At 47.4% G+C, this 15,285-nt stretch carries 13 protein-coding genes; 5 read left to right on the forward strand and 8 right to left on the reverse strand.

What is annotated here, in order from left to right; genetic code table 11:
• Positions 1-42: 42 nt before the first annotated feature.
• Both WJT86_RS06955 and mprF read right to left on the reverse strand, forming a co-directional pair.
• The gene (locus tag WJT86_RS06955; RefSeq protein ID WP_346336821.1) at positions 43-1,485 is read right to left on the reverse strand and encodes a virulence factor family protein; all 1,443 of its coding nucleotides are present in this window, start codon (positions 1,483-1,485) and stop codon (positions 43-45) included.
• A gap of 3 nt (positions 1,486-1,488) precedes the next feature.
• A complete protein-coding gene (mprF, locus tag WJT86_RS06960; RefSeq protein ID WP_346336822.1) occupies positions 1,489-4,161 on the reverse strand; it encodes a bifunctional lysylphosphatidylglycerol flippase/synthetase MprF in 2,673 nt (890 codons plus the stop codon).
• 322 nt (positions 4,162-4,483) lie between these two features.
• On the opposite strand from mprF, the gene WJT86_RS06965 reads away from it, so the two are divergent.
• Entirely contained in the window at positions 4,484-5,935 is a 1,452-nt protein-coding gene (locus WJT86_RS06965) for an NAD-dependent succinate-semialdehyde dehydrogenase (RefSeq protein ID WP_346336823.1), read from the forward strand.
• Between the two features lie 61 nt (positions 5,936-5,996).
• Here the strand turns inward: WJT86_RS06965 and WJT86_RS06970 are convergent, their stop codons facing one another.
• The 4 genes from WJT86_RS06970 to hemP are packed head-to-tail and all read right to left on the reverse strand — an operon-like array spanning position 5,997 to position 8,981.
• The gene (locus tag WJT86_RS06970; protein WP_346336824.1) at positions 5,997-6,782 is read right to left on the reverse strand and encodes a heme ABC transporter ATP-binding protein; all 786 of its coding nucleotides are present in this window, start codon (positions 6,780-6,782) and stop codon (positions 5,997-5,999) included.
• Positions 6,779-7,870, reverse strand: coding sequence for a FecCD family ABC transporter permease (locus tag WJT86_RS06975; RefSeq protein ID WP_346336825.1), 1,092 nt, complete (start codon positions 7,868-7,870; stop codon positions 6,779-6,781). The genes WJT86_RS06970 and WJT86_RS06975 overlap by 4 nt, the downstream gene beginning before the upstream one ends.
• Positions 7,867-8,760, reverse strand: a complete 894-nt coding sequence (locus WJT86_RS06980; protein WP_346336826.1) for a heme/hemin ABC transporter substrate-binding protein — start codon at positions 8,758-8,760, stop codon at positions 7,867-7,869. Before WJT86_RS06980 ends, WJT86_RS06975 begins: the two co-directional genes overlap by 4 nt.
• A gap of 11 nt (positions 8,761-8,771) precedes the next feature.
• Entirely contained in the window at positions 8,772-8,981 is a 210-nt protein-coding gene (gene hemP, locus WJT86_RS06985; RefSeq protein ID WP_346336827.1) for a hemin uptake protein HemP, read from the reverse strand.
• A gap of 296 nt (positions 8,982-9,277) precedes the next feature.
• Between hemP and WJT86_RS06990 the strand changes: the two genes are divergently transcribed.
• The 4 genes from WJT86_RS06990 to hutX are packed head-to-tail and all read left to right on the forward strand — an operon-like array spanning position 9,278 to position 13,423.
• Positions 9,278-11,494, forward strand: a complete 2,217-nt coding sequence (locus WJT86_RS06990; RefSeq protein WP_346336828.1) for a TonB-dependent hemoglobin/transferrin/lactoferrin family receptor — start codon at positions 9,278-9,280, stop codon at positions 11,492-11,494.
• Positions 11,495-11,498: 4 nt separating this feature from the next.
• Positions 11,499-12,563 carry an energy transducer TonB gene (locus tag WJT86_RS06995; RefSeq protein ID WP_346336829.1) on the forward strand — a complete coding sequence of 355 codons (1,065 nt, stop codon included), beginning with the start codon at positions 11,499-11,501 and terminating at the stop codon, positions 12,561-12,563.
• A 10-nt stretch (positions 12,564-12,573) separates the two neighbouring features.
• Entirely contained in the window at positions 12,574-12,909 is a 336-nt protein-coding gene (locus tag WJT86_RS07000; protein ID WP_346336830.1) for an antibiotic biosynthesis monooxygenase family protein, read from the forward strand.
• Positions 12,910-12,913: 4 nt separating this feature from the next.
• Positions 12,914-13,423 carry a heme utilization cystosolic carrier protein HutX gene (hutX, locus tag WJT86_RS07005; RefSeq protein ID WP_346336831.1) on the forward strand — a complete coding sequence of 170 codons (510 nt, stop codon included), beginning with the start codon at positions 12,914-12,916 and terminating at the stop codon, positions 13,421-13,423.
• 158 nt (positions 13,424-13,581) lie between these two features.
• Here the strand turns inward: hutX and WJT86_RS07010 are convergent, their stop codons facing one another.
• Both WJT86_RS07010 and moaC read right to left on the reverse strand, forming a co-directional pair.
• Positions 13,582-14,808, reverse strand: coding sequence for a molybdopterin molybdotransferase MoeA (locus tag WJT86_RS07010; protein ID WP_346336832.1), 1,227 nt, complete (start codon positions 14,806-14,808; stop codon positions 13,582-13,584).
• Positions 14,805-15,284 (reverse strand): cyclic pyranopterin monophosphate synthase MoaC, encoded by a 480-nt coding sequence (gene moaC, locus WJT86_RS07015; protein ID WP_346336833.1) that lies wholly within the window; start codon positions 15,282-15,284, stop codon positions 14,805-14,807. The genes WJT86_RS07010 and moaC overlap by 4 nt, the downstream gene beginning before the upstream one ends.
• Position 15,285 lies beyond the last annotated feature (1 nt).

Below are 15,285 nucleotides of genomic sequence, written 5' to 3' on the forward strand. Positions count from 1 at the left end.
ATAAAAGAAAACTCCCGGAAGTTCCGGGAGTTTTTTACGTCCTTATGGCTGCGCAGACAGAAGGCGATTGGAAATCCTGTCTGCTAATGCATCATAATCACCATCAAAGTGGTGGCCGCCCTCAGTCATTATCCGTTCTGCCTTGTCAAATTCAGGGAAGGTGCAGGCCGTTTTATCTTCTTCAGTTTCTTCCTTGCCATAGAAGCATTGAGTTTGCTGCATCGGCATCTTTTCAAGATAGGGCTTAACAGCTTCCGCGGTATCAGAAGTTGATCCTAAATAACCTTCAACCGAGACTTCGAAATCTGTATTCGGCGCGACGCCTAATAAGGAGATGAGCTTAACCTGCTTGCGGGTTGGCTTACTGATTAAGGGCCATGCGAAGGGGATGACATTTGCCCCAAATGAGTAACCGGCAAGCCCATATTTGTCAGTCTGGAACTGCTTGCCGTATTCTGTAAACAGCAGCTCAATATCGGCAGCAATGGTTGCAGGTTCCTTGCGAGACCAGAAGTACCGTAGTGAATCGACGCCCACAACAGCGATACCTTTACTGGCAAGTTTATCGCCAATTTTCTTGTCGATGTCACGCCAGCCCCCGTCGCCTGAGAGGATAATAACCAAAGCTTTGGTTGGACCTTGTGGTGGGATGATAGAGACGGGGAGGCTCTGTACGCCATTCTCTTCCTGTCTCTGCAATTCCTGCGCGGTATCAATAACAGCTTTGTCTGTTGCTTCTCCAGCACTGGCTGTAATTGAAATGGCTTTGTCTATCGCGTTTGTGAAATTGTCAGCCTTCGCCTGCTCCTGAGCCGTCACAATAACATACCAGGGCGATGGCAGCTCTTTGTCGTCCTTCAGTTTGGTACTCAGTTGATATTCTGTTATGTTATCCTGTCCTCTGACAGGTTCGGTCAAAGCGCCTTCACAATAAGGTCGGTCAGTCTTGAGCCTATCAGAAAAACCTACGCTGATACCGCCTGCAAGTGTGTTTTTCGGGGCTTGCGCAATAACGGCATAGGCAAAGGGGGCTGCTTCTCCCAAACCAACGATGCTCGGAAAGAAGTACTTCTTGAGGCTCATATTGCGCTGCACGGCCTCTGCGGCGTCTTTCAGATCGTCCGAGAGATAATGGCAATCAACATCCGCAAGCCGTGATGCGCGCTCTAAGCGCAAAGCATCAAAATCCAGCGTCACAGCAATGAGATTCTGCTCTGCAAATTCTTTTGCCAAAGCTGTCTGGTCTTTAGCTTTAGCCTTATCTGCCGCAATAATAACAAGGCCTTCCGGCTCAGCCTCTGGTTCATAGACCTTCACTATACCCATTGTGGGGGTATCAAGGTTGAAGGTTGCAATGGTTGGAGCAGGGGTAAAGTAATCAATGATTTTACCACCTTTAAAGACCAGCATAACGGCAACCAGAGCAGCCATTATCAGAATAAGAAACATGATGCTGAATTTGATCAGGCGCTTACTTAAAGACATGGATTATTTCTTCCAGAGAGTTCTAGAAACACCGCCTGATATCAGCGCAGTTACATCAATGAGAATTTGTGGCAACATCCATCCTCCGGGATAGGCCAGATAGCGGGGCTCCCATTGGGGTTTGAACTTGCTCTTATAGCGTCTCAAGCCTGAGAACCCGTAGAAACGTTCGCTATTCTTGGCAACAAAAGAGGCAATCTTGTGCCATGACGGGGCAAGCCGATGCGGCGAAAGCCCAGACAATGGGGCCATGCCGAGATTAAACCAGTGCAGTCCGTGCTCTTTGCCGTAAAGGATGATCTGCAGGAAAAGCAGATCCATAACCCCGGGCTCATCTGGCAGATGACGCATCAGGTCAACTGTCAGCTCTTTTCTTGGAATACTCTGCCATAGATTGGCAAAGGCAATTATTTTATCTTCTCTTTTGATGATGGCTGTATCGAAGTTGAGGATATAGTCATCATCCCAGAAACCCGTTGAGAATCCCTTTTCCGCAGCACCGCGTTTCGAGAGCCAAATGTCTGAAACTTCCCGTAGCTGGTCACGAATTTCGAGCACACGGTTGGCCGGGACAATCTCAAATATCAGATTGGTTTTCTGCATCCGGTTAAGGGCAAAGCGCCAGTCCTTGCCCGATTTGCCTTCAATTGAAAACTTGGAGATGTCAACACGTGCTTCTTCACCAAGTTTTACAAGAGAGAAGCCACCATCAAGATAAAGCGGAATATGCTCGGTTGAGACCTGATAGAACACTGGCCAGCCGGCATGTTTGTCGGCTTCATCCATGAAGGTCCACATCAGCTCCGTGATACGTTCTTTCGGACCGACAGGGTCACCCATGACAATCCAGCTTTTGCCTTGTACGCGGTACATTAGGAAGGCATCGCCCTCAGGATGGAAAAGGAACCGTTTGTCACCCAGAAGGGCAAGATTGGCATCGGCTCTATTCGCATGGGCCAGAATGCTTTTTAACTGCTCATAGGGAATAGTTTCTTCCGGACCTTTTCTGGTCGGACGGCGGCCGATGAGTACATAAAATACAGCAGCGGCACAAACGATAAAGATTGCAGCTGTTGAGCGCAGAAAGCGTGAGACATCATCATGCCATGTAAAATCCCACCACAGCTGTTTTTGATAGGCGATATCTGTATAGGCCAGAAAACCGAGCCATGTTGAACCTGCAATAAATAGAAGAATAAGTGCAATCATTCCCTTTGAAGGCGGAGCAGATAGCAGGGCGCCCTTTCGGTAAAATGCATCTCTGAAGGAGAGCAGAAGTACCAGAATGATCGTCAGAATAGTGGCTTCTTCCCAGTCAAGGCCTTTCAGTAAGGAAACAACGATCCCGGCAATCAAAACGAATACGGTGAAAAACCATGCTGTTTCCAGCCGCTTAATTAGCCCATGTGACAGAACAAGGAGTGCAACGCCCGAGACTGAACCTATCAGGTGCGAGACCTCTGAGAATGGCAAAGGAACAAAATGGGTGAGGATCGCAATGCGTGAGTTGTAACTGGGGACAGCCCCTGAAACCAGAAGTACAACACCGCCAAGAAAAGTCAGAACACCAACGATTGGTGGAATAAACGGAAAGAGTGCACGCCTGAAACTGCGCAAACCACGTCCAATTTTATTATCGGCTGTCACAACCTCGTAAAGTGCGAATAAACCGACAGCGCAAATAAACGGGATGAGTGTATAGGCAATACGCCACATCAACAGGGCAGAGATGGTCTTTTCTGCTGGCACATGTGGCAGGGCGAGAAGAACAATGGCTTCAAACGCACCAAGCCCGGCAGGCAGGTGGCTGACGATGGCAAGAATGATTGCTGCGGAGAATATGGCCGCAAATGCCATGAAAGAAATATTGGCCTCAGGTGGCAGAAAAATCCATAAAGCTGCTGCGGCTGCACCGACGTCAATAAACCCAAGAATGATCTGCACAATAACTGTTCTGGCATTGGGTAAGGGGAGTGTTGCAACTCCCCGACCCAGATATCTTTCGCCTGAGCCACACCAGCCGACAAAACCGGCTAGGGCGAGTAGAAGGGTAACGCCAATACCCTTGTTTACCTCCAGAGACAGATGGTTCAGATCTGACATCATGCGTGGGTAGAAAACCAGAGCCGTGCCTAAAACAACAAACATTCCCATCCAGAGGGTCAGGTTTGCAATAATCGTGAGTTTGGCGACGGTGGAGAGGTTTAAGCCTGCTTTCCCATAAATACGCCAACGGACAGCGCCTGCTGTTACGAGTGGAAAACCAAGTGTCTGACCAACGGCATAACTACAGAATGAGCCAATTGCGATGCTTGAAGCACGAACAGGACGATTGGAAACAGTATGGATTGCGCAGGCGTCATAGCCCATTAAGGCCAGATAGCTGATTCCAGAGAAAAGAACGGCCGCAGCAAAAATCTTATGAGGTGTTTTCTCAATGGAATGAAGAATTTCTCTCGGATTGATGTCCGTCAGCAGATGTACAAGAAGCGCAATAATGATTGCCAGAACGATAATTGTGAATATCCGCGGGGCCCAACGTATGACAGTTATCCGTAATTTTGATGGTGGCTTGGCGTGTTCTGTCAGGTCTTCCGCTACATCTGACGGCCCGCTGGAGAGATAATCATCTGGGAATGGAAGCTCTGAAGCTTCTGATGCGGACTTATGGGACAATCTAGGTATGCCCTTTAACTTAAAAAATATCAGGAGGAAGTATTATAAAAATTATGAGATATCTAGGTGATATTACATCTGATTGTAGGTGCCTGATATCGAATTTTGTCCTTCTTCATAAAATTTATGGCTTTGCTTCTCGAGGGCCTTAAGTGGCATAATATCTAGTAGAATATATTTTTATTGGAAGTGCATACGTCTCTAGTTCTTTTGTATATGTAGGCGCCAAGGCTTCTTCAGACGTTAACTGACACACACAACGGCTTCAGCGTACTGGCTACTCTGATTACTGATATAAAACAAACATGGAAAGGAACGTCCCATGATTTCTCTTAAGAATAGCTCTTTGCTGAAAGACCAATGTCTTGTTGGAGGGCAGTGGGTTGGTGCCGCTTCTGGTAATACCATTGAGGTTCGTAATCCGGCTGATGGGTCTCTGGTTGGAGAGGTCCCCAGTATGTCCAGGGAAGAGACAGAACGAGCCATCAAAGCTGCGGGTGAATCATTTCCCTCTTGGAGCAAGCTGGCACCTAAGGAACGTTCTGCCATTCTGCGTCGCTGGAATGATCTGATAATTGAGAACGCTGATGACCTAGCTGTTCTGATGACAGCAGAGCAGGGAAAGCCTCTGGCGGAAGCCAAAGGTGAGGTTGTTTATGCCGCCTCATTTATCGAATGGTTTGCCGAAGAGGGTAAAAGAACCTATGGCGATGTCATTCCCTCACCACAGACAGATAAGAGATTTATTGTCATTAAGCAGCCGGTTGGTATCTGCGCAGCTATTACACCATGGAATTTTCCTGCTGCGATGATTACGCGTAAGGCCGGTCCGGCTCTTGCAGCAGGGTGCGTCATGATTGTGAAACCTGCTGGAGCAACACCTTTAACGGCTCTGGCTTTGGCAGAGCTTGCGGTGCAGGCTGGTATCCCTAAAGGCGTTTTTCAGGTTCTGACCGGAAGCTCAAAGGAAATAGGTGGAGCCCTGACAGAATCGCCAGACGTCCGTAAGTTGTCCTTTACCGGCTCAAATGAAGTGGGGCGGCTTCTTATGGCTCAGTCTGCACCAACCATAAAGCGTCTTTCACTTGAGCTTGGCGGTAATGCTCCCTTCCTTGTTTTTGATGACGCTGATTTGGAGGCCGCCGTTGATGGTGCCATTGCTTCTAAATATCGTAATGCAGGGCAAACGTGTGTTTGTGCCAACAGACTATTGGTTCAAGATGGTATCTATGATGCTTTTGCCAATAGATTAGCTCAAAAGATTGCTGAACTGCGTGTTGGTGCAGGTAGTCAGGAAGGCGTTTCTATTGGTCCTTTGATTGATAATGATGCCTTGGAGAAGGTTGAAGAGCTTGTTGGTGATGCAACAGAAAAAGGCGCCAAAATTCTTCTTGGTGGTAAGCGGCATGCTTTAGGCGGTCAGTTTTATGAGCCAACCATTCTGACAGAAGTAACGACTACGATGCGCGTTGCCAAAGAAGAAATATTCGGCCCGGTTGCACCGTTATTTCGGTTCAAGACCGAGCAGGAAGCAATCGCAATGGCTAATGATACCGAATATGGCCTCGCATCTTACTTCTATACGAAGGATTCTGCTCGTGTATGGCGGGTTATGGAAGCTCTTGAGTACGGCATGGTTGGCCATAATACAGGCCTCATTTCAAATGAGGTGGCCCCATTCGGGGGTATCAAACAATCAGGTCTTGGTCGTGAAGGATCAAAATATGGTATCGACGAATATCTGGAAATGAAATTCATGTCGACGACTGTTTAATCTTGAAGTAATTTATAAAAAATCCCCCTGAATTATTTGAATAACAGGGGGATTTTTATATTCAGCTGTGTAGTGCCTGCCAGGGTGAGGGTGGCAGGTTTCCTGAAACCAGACTGACCTCAAAGATATCTTCAATACGCTGCTGGGTCAGAACTTCAGAGGGCAGGCCACTGCAAATAACCTTGCCATGTGACAGGGCAATGATCCTGTCAGCAATATCAGCGGATAACTGTAGGTCGTGCAGTACGGCAATGACTGTAAGCCCTTTTTCAGTAAGCTTCTTTGTCTCATTCAGGAGCTGGAGCTGATGTTTTAAATCCAGACTGGCAATGGGTTCATCCAGAAATAATATCTGCTTTGTTTCTAGAGATTGGCCAGCGCCAAGTTGGGCCAGAACGCGCGCAAAGTGAACGCGTTGTTTTTCTCCCCCTGAAAGCGTTTGATAAACACGATCTTTCAGGTGAGAGATATCAGCCTGCTCAAGGCTGTAACTGGCAATCTGGCGACGTTTCTCTTTACTTAGGTTTTTACCAATTCCTGCAACACCAAGTGAGACAACTTCACTAACAGAGAAAGGGAAGATGATTTGTGATGCCTGAGGCATAACAGCCCGCATGCAGGCAAGGCGCCATGGGGCAATGGTATGAATATTATGCCCATTAAGTACAACCGAGCCGTGTGTTGGTCTCAGTTCACCACAAAGCAAACGTGTCAGGGTGGATTTGCCAGCACCATTTGGGCCGATGATTGTTGTCAGCTCACCTTCATTAAAAGCAATATTGATATCATCAATCAGCTTTTTTCTATGCAGAACATAGCTGAGATTCTGTGCTTCAAGAATTATCATTGGAGCATACTTCTCTGTTTGCCAAGCAGGAGCCACATAAAGAATGGCGCACCGATTAAGGCGGTCAGAATGCCAATAGGAAGTTCAGCTGGTGCAACAATTGTTCGGGCAATAGAATCTGCACAAACAAGAAGTGCGGCACCAGCAATTGCTGAAGCAGGAAGAAGCAGTCTGTGATCTGCTCCAAAGGCAATCCGAAGAATATGAGGAACAACAATTCCAACAAAACCGATGAGCCCACAGGCGGCAACGGCAGCGCCTACTGCAATGGCGACACAGAGAATAGTAAAGACCTTTATTCTTTGAACGGGAATACCAAGATGGAATGCTTCCGCTTCTCCTAAAGAAAGGGCGTTGAGGCCACGTGCCAGAAGAGGCACCATAATGAGAATAGGCAAAATAAAAGGGGCAACTGCGGCAACCTTAATCCATGAAGCGCCGCTGATGGAGCCCATTGTCCAGAAGGTAATATCCCTGAGCTGTCGATCATCACTGATGTAAGACAGCAAACCAAGACAGGCCCCAGCCAGTGCCGAAAAAGCAATACCTGCCAGTAGCATTGTGACAACTGAAAGCTGTCCGTGTTTGATGGATACGGCGGATAGCAGCAACACAGCGAGTAATGCGCCTATGAAAGCAGCAACCGGCAGGGCAAAAAAGGGCAGAGGCCCTATAAAGGATGCCAGTAACGTATCACCAATAACAATGATAAAGGCTGCGGCAAGAGAAGCCCCAGCAGAAACGCCAATAATACCGGGGTCGGCGAGAGGATTTCGGAATAACCCTTGCATTAATGCCCCTGAAACAGAAAGAGCTGCACCACAAAGCAAAGCCATAAGAATACGTGGCAGTCTGATCTGGAGAATAACAAGACTGTTACCTTGCAGATCACTTTGTCCTAGCAGGCCTTCATAGAGAACGTAAAAAACCTGTGAGGGCGGTATGCTCATTGCGCCAATTCCTAATGACAGAATGCTCAGGAACAATGTGAAAATAGTCAGACTTGCCAAAATAACAGGACACCTTAACGCCCCCATAAAATGTGAGCGTCCAGATCTCTCGTATGTTGTCGAGAGTGTTTGGCTCATTGTTTGAGCTCCTGTGGTCCTGTATTTTCTGAATGAATAAGTTTTAATAATGCGAGTGCTGCAACGGGAGTGCGTGGGCCATAGCTCATAAGGTAGGGAGCATCGACTGTAATCAGGGCTTTGGATTTGGCCGCTGGGGTTGAAGCAAAAGCTGGAAGAGCAAACAGGTCATCCGGAATGCTGCCAGGTCCATGGCCTTTGCTCATAACCAGAATAACTTCTGGTGCCGCAGCAATAATGCCTTCTTCTGATATTGGCTTCCAACCTGTGACTGAAGCACCAACGTTTCTTGCTCCAATAAAGGAAAGTATATGGTCGATATTCGTATCTTTTCCGCCAATCATAATACGACCATTGCTGGCAGAAAGTATAAATAAGACACGCTTACCTAACGGGTGTTTTTTCTTTTCTTCGGTAACCTTTGCAAGATTAGCCTCGACCTCTTTGACCAGTGCAGAGCCCTTATCCTGTTCATCCGTTGCTTTTGCAATGGTTTCAATGCGGTCTCTAATATCTTTTTCAGGGTTAAGCCCTTCTGGAACACGGACAAACTTAACGCCTGCCTGCTGAATAAGTGAAATAGCATCTGCGGGGCCAGCGATTGCATCTGCCAGAATAATCTTGGGTTCAAGGGAAAGAATACCTTCTGCACTCAGCGTCCGGACATAACCAACGTTTTTCTTCGTTGCCAATGCCTCTTTGGGGTAAACACTTGTGGTATCAACGGCGACAATATTCTTACCGAGATCCAGACTATAAAGAATCTCCGTGACACCAGCCCCCAGACTGATTATGCCTTCTTTCTCAGTTTCTGCCTTTGTTGGAATACCCGAGGCAAACAGAATGCATATCGCTGTAAATGCCTTTGGAATAAAGGTTCTCAATAACATTGGATATTCCTTTACTTGGTGAGAATGAGCTTGTCGTTTGCTGTAATGCGAAGTTTGTAGCTTTCTCCTCTGTGGAGAATGGCAATCTCGCGATCCCCATTGAAAAGTGTGTTCACATCAATTTCACGAATATTTTTTTTGCCCCCCAAATTGCCGCTTTTTGAGGGGGCAGGGGGAGCCTTTGAAAGAGGCTCTTCACTAGAATTCGCTGGCTCACTCATAGCCTTAACTCCCTTTTTTTAATTTTAATTTTTCTAAACTGCGTATTTTAGAAAATTTCAAAAACATTCGTAGTTTAGAATTAAGTAAAACTAGAGATGTTTATTTCTGTTGACGTTAGTATTTCAATTTAATACGAGATGCAAACTGCTTTTTTGAGTATGCAGTTCGCCAGCCAGCGAATAGCGATAATGCTATACTTTGATAAAGGTTCCCCTCTTCTTTGGTATAACTAGGGAACCAATCAAGGTGCGAGCCAGCCAATAGATCACGAATTAATAAGGCTGGAGCGCCCATTATGCGTATGTTCAAGCGTGGAATGATCCATGCATCTGTTTCTTTATCTGCAATCGTTGCTGTTTCTGGTAGTGTGTGGGCTCAGGATGCAGCGCAGAAACCTCGTTCTGCAATGGATGAAATAACAGTTACGGCGGATCGTACTGAAAGTACTATTTACGATACGCCATCTACGGTTACGATCATCAATGATCAGAAAATTGATCGTGATAATATCAATACAATGGGCGAGCTGGTTCGTGATGAACCGGGTGTTTCAGTTGGTAATCAGCCAGGTCGCAGTGGTGCATCAAGCTATACGATCCGTGGTATCGGCGATAATCGTGTTCGTATTCAGATTGATGATATCAAGATTGCCGATTATCCGGGCAGTAACAAAGGTTCGGGCACATATACCCGTAACTTTATTGATTTTGATGCCCTGAAACAGGTTGAAATTATACGTGGCCCGTCTTCTGCTCTTTATGGCAGTGATGCCATTGGCGGTGTTGTATCCTACATCACGAAGGATCCGGGTGACTTTCTGACAAAGGACAAGAACTGGTTTGCTTCGGGTAAACTTGGTTATGACAGTTCTGATTTAAGTAAAACACAGACGATTACTGGTGCTGCCAGGATGGGCGACTGGGAAACAATGGTGATTTATACGCACCGTCGTGGTCATGAGTTGCGCCCAAATACAGATGAACAGCCAAATTCCCAGCGTTATGAGGTCAATAACGTGTTGGGTAAGCTCGTCTATAATGGTGGTGAACTTGGGCGCTTTCGTCTGACAGGTGAGTATACTTACAGAACAACCGGCACCAATCTGATTACAGAGCAGACAACGACAGGCGGTACGCGTGGTATGCCTTACACACGCGTCTTCGATTCTTATGGCGATGATACCATGAGCCGTCCGCGTATCAGTCTTGACTGGACTAAAACACTTGATTGGGCAATTGCCGATACCGTCAAGATAAACGGTTACTGGACTGAAGTTCGTCGTGATGATTCAACGATTCAGTATCGTGGTTCCAGCACAGGTCGAGCTCCGTCTGTTCCAACCGTCGTCAGAGATTCAGATAACGGCTATCATCAGGATATTCGTGGGGCTGATATCCAATTCACGGCAGATCGTGAGCTTTGGGGATGGCAGCACTCAATCACCTATGGTGGCTCCTTCGATGTGACAACGAGTTCGCGGCCACGTGATCGTTATGAGCTCAATGTTCTGACTGGCAGAACCACCAAGACTGTTGCTGGTGAAACCTATCCGAACAAGAACTGGCCGGATACACGCACAACACAAGGTGGTATCTATATTCAGGATATCATTCAGTACGGAAAACTGCGTCTCATCCCGGCTCTGCGTTATGATTATTATCATCTTGAGCCACATCCGGATGCTGCCTTTGCCAATTCAAACAGCAGAGATTTTGTTGTTGAATCGCAAACACATCATGCGTTCAGTCCAAAATTTGGCGTTACATATGATTTGCTAGACTGGCTGCGTGTCTATGGTCAGTATTCCCACGGTTTCCGTGCGCCACCTTATGATAACGCCAACTTCGGCTTTACCAATTCGGTATCCCGCTATGAAATTCTGCCAAACGGTAATCTGAAGCCGGAAACCAGTAATGGGTTTGAAATTGGCTTTAAAGGCAAGTTTGATAATGGTTCAAGCTTCCAGCTGAACGGTTTCTATAATCTGTACGACAACTTCATTGATACCGTAACGGTTGGGACATCATCGTCTGGCCTGACCCAGTTCCAGTATCAGAACCTCTCCAAGGTTCGCATCTGGGGTATTGAGGCTAAAGGTGACTGGCACCTGACAGAAGAATGGTCGGTGTTCGGCAGTCTGGCCTATGCCCATGGTGAAGATGAAGATACCAAGAAGGCCATCGATTCCGTTGATCCATTCTCATTCACAGCTGGTGTTCGTTATAAGAATGTTGCTGGCTGGGGTGGTGAAGTTCGGGCACGTGGTGCTGCTCGCAAGAGCCGTGTGAGCGATGACGGTTATTACAGACCCGGTGGCTATGCCGTCATGGATGCCTCGTTCTTCTATGATTACTCTGAGCATCTGTCGTTTAATGCGGGTGTCTACAACGTCTTTGACCGTAAATACTTCAGCGCTCAGGATGTTGTCGGGGTTTCAAGCAGCAGTTCAATTCTTGAGCTGTACCGTTCTCCGGGCCGAACGATCGCAGTAAACGCAACCGTTCGCTGGTAAGACGATGGTCAGCACACTGGCATGTCTGGATATTAAAGCAGTGAACGAGCGCTCCTGCGATCGTTCACTCATGTCTGAGCCATGCGGTGTGCTGCCTTACTGCCCGGTTATTAGGGCCAAGGCCTTGCTGTTTCCTGAAACGGTAAAAAATTATATTGCCGTTGAACATAAGCAACAGGTAGAGGCCTGTGCTGCCATCTGGCCAACAATTGCCCCGGAAGAATGTTGTCGCAACAGGAAAAAATCTGGCTGGAGATATTCTTTTGCAGGCGGAATTCTCTCTCTCGCTGTTCATTTAAGTGTTGTTGCTCTTGCGATTAATTTCCTGCCAGCTATGGCGGAGCTGCCTTCCGGGAGTGAGGTTGCTGTTTCTCTTGATGTTATGGATGAAGCAGCTTTTGCTGCCATGCAGGAGGGAACAAAGCAGGTTGGGGTTGAGCCTCAGATTGATTTACCTGAACCAGTCCAGCCTGATTTGAGTGGGCTCATTCAGAAACAGACCGAAGTTGCCAGTTTGCCGGAAAGTGACACTGCTGATTTTACGAAGCAGAAAACTGTTGCTGAAAAGGAAGCAATAACACTTCCCTCTAAGCCTGAACCCGTAAAGAAAGTGGTTCAACAACAAGTCAAAAAACCGGATGTGAAAAAGCCTGAAAAAACTAAACCTAAAAACACACAGATGGCTAAATCATCTGAAGGCAAGACAGGTGAGGGTACGCAGGCCCGCTCAACGACACGTTCTGTTAAAGGTAAGGGCAGTCATACATCGGGTATGGGCGGGGCCAGTGCAACAGCAGGACAGCGTTCAGCCGTTCTCGCTCATCTTAAGCGTTACAAGAAATACCCACCTTCAGCCTATTCCATGCGTTTGGAGGGCAGTGTCGGAATTACATTTTCCATTGGTGCAGATGGCCTTGTGAAAGAGGCCAGGGTGCATGCCTCGTCCGGTCAGGGAATCCTTGATCGTGATGCCTTAGCCATGCTGCGCAAAGCTCAGCCATTTCCCGTTTCCTCAGTTGGCAGCGGGATCACGATTACAACCCAGATTGGTTACGAATACCCACGTTAAGGAGATGACAATGTACGTTGGAATGAACCGTTTCAAGGTTATGAAGGAAGGTGCAGAGAAGTTTGAGGCCCGTTGGCTGTCACGCGAGAGCTATCTGCATGAGCTGAAGGGCTTCATGGGCTTCCAGATGCTGCGTGGGCCAGAACGTGAAGATCACGTTCTCTATTCTTCCTATACCCTTTGGGAAAGCAAGGATGATTTCACTGCCTGGACTAAGTCTGACCAGTTCCGCAAGTCCCATGAGCGTGCTGAAGCACCACAGGAGAAACTGACAATTGGACATCCGGAATTCGAAGGCTTTGATGTCCTACAGTCTATTGACGTTCCTTCAAAAGTAGCTGCGTAAGGTCATGAGCGTTTCCATTACCTCGCAGCAGAGGGAAGCCATCATTCAGGGGCTCTCTGATGCCCCTGATGGTGTGCTGGAAGCACTGGCTGGACGCGTTGGTGTTCCATTACGGGCTGTTCTTGATTGTCTCCCTGAAGAGAATGCAAGGCGTATTGATGCCGAGCACTTTGAAAAGCTCTGGCAGGATATGACCTCATGGGGAGAGATTGTGTTCATTGTTCACACTGAAGATGGTGTGTTTGAATGCAAGGGTACAATCCCTCAGGGGCAGGAAGGCCGTGGCTACTTCAATATCCATGGTGACAGCCCGATTGGTGGGCATATTCGTAAGGACCGTTGTGAGGCCATCTACTTTATCGACAGGCCATTCTTTGGCAAGCGCTCATGCTCGGTTCAGTTCGTAAACCGTGATGGTGGCGTGATGTTCAAGGTCTTTGTCGGGCGTGATGAGAACCGTGCGCTTAAGCCTGAACAGCTTGAAAAATTTGAGGCATTACGCCAGTCTTTTTGATGCTGCATCATTAGAATTGAAAAGCGCGGGATTATTTCCCGCGCTTTATTAAATCAGCCCTGATTCAGGAATTTATTCATGAAAGTGGGAGGCATGCTCTTAGGCTTATTGTGAGTGGCGAAAAAACTTGCTCACCACTTTTGTTTTAATGCTTGCGCTTAGAGTTCAGATAGTCGGATTATTTTGCAGAAACTTCCTGCTTTTAAAGGAGCTTCAAAAGGCTCTCTGACGATCAGGGCATCTGCTTGAGATAAAATGGACAGGAGTGATGAATCCTGTGATGCAAATGGCGTTGCAACCAGTTTGCCATTCTTATTAAAACTCAGCTTTGCCCTCAGGTTATCCTGACGTTCACCGTTTGCGGGTAGGTCGGCACCAAGGATGCATAATTCCGTCTGAATATGTCCGGCATTTGCGACATGGTTCATGCTCTTGATCGCGGGAACAACAAACAGGAGACAGGTGATATAGGCTGATACAGGATTGCCGGGGAGGCCGAAAACGAGAGTATCGCCAAGCTTGCCAAACATCAGTGGTTTTCCGGGCCGGACGGCAACCCGCCAGAACTCAGAGGACATGCCGTTTTCAATCAAGACCGGCTGAACCAGATCATAATCGCCGACCGATACACCACCCATGGTGATTAGAATATCAACCTTTTGCGTTTTAAGATGGGTGAGTGCCGCTTCAAGAGAAGCCTTGTTATCCTTGGCAATACCCAGATCTATAACATTGCCACCGTGCTGTTCGATTAAAGCTTTTATAGCGTAAGAGTTTGATGAAAAAATCTGATCTTCTTGGCGATGTGAACCGGGAAGAGCCAATTCATCACCCGTAGCCAGAATTGCAATATTGAGTGGCTGAAAGACTGTTAATTCAAAGAAGCCAGCTGCAGCTGCAAGACCAATGTGGCGGCCATCAAGTTTCTGGCCTTTTGAAAGTAATACCTGACCTGTTTTGAAGTCGGTTCCGGCATCCCTGATGTTTGTTTTCGTTTGTGGCTGAAGGATTGTTACAAAGCCATCTGCGCTTTCTGTATCCTCCTGCATGATCACCATATCTGCGCTGTCTGGAACGGGAGCGCCGGTATAAATGCGAATAGCTTCCTGAGAGCCTATCGTACCTTTGAAGCCTTTACCCGCTGCGCTTTCACCTATCAGTTTGAACTGGGATGGTATGGAGCTAATATCCGCTGATCTGACAGCATAACCATCCATTGCTGATGAGCGGAACGGGGGCTGGCTGTGCTGTGCAATCAGGTCTGTCGCAAGATAGCGACCAAGGCATTGGGCGAGGGGTAGAATACATGTTTCAAGCCGGGGCACTGCGCAACTTACGATTTGCTCAAGGGCTTTTTCAACGGAAAGGAGCCCCTGGCTACTCATCTTGCTACCTCGTAAGTTCCTGATTTTCCGCCGTCTTTATGGAGGAGGCGAATACCCTCAATCTGCATGCTGCGATCGGCTGCTTTCAGCATGTCGTAAATTGTCAGGCAACAGACAGAGACAGCTGTCAGTGCTTCCATTTCAACTCCGGTCTGGCCTGTAACCCGAGCCTCAGCTGAGACACGAATACCGGGAATGTTTTCATCAAACTGACAATCAATACTGATTTTAGAAAGCGACAATGGATGGCAAAGAGGGATCAGATCATGGGTTTTCTTTGCAGCCATAATCCCGGCAATACGTGCCGTTGCAATCACATCACCCTTTTTGGAGTTACCGCTACGAGCAAGTTCCAGCGTTTCCTTTTGCATAACAATCTGGCCTTCTGCAATAGCCGTTCGGGCTGTTGCGTCCTTGCCGGAAATGTCAACCATATTGGCATTTCCGGATTTGTCCAGATGTGTCAATTTGTTCATT

This window comes from Hohaiivirga grylli, from assembly GCF_039655745.1.
GTDB classification, from domain to species: domain Bacteria; phylum Pseudomonadota; class Alphaproteobacteria; order Rhizobiales; family Beijerinckiaceae; genus Hohaiivirga; species Hohaiivirga grylli.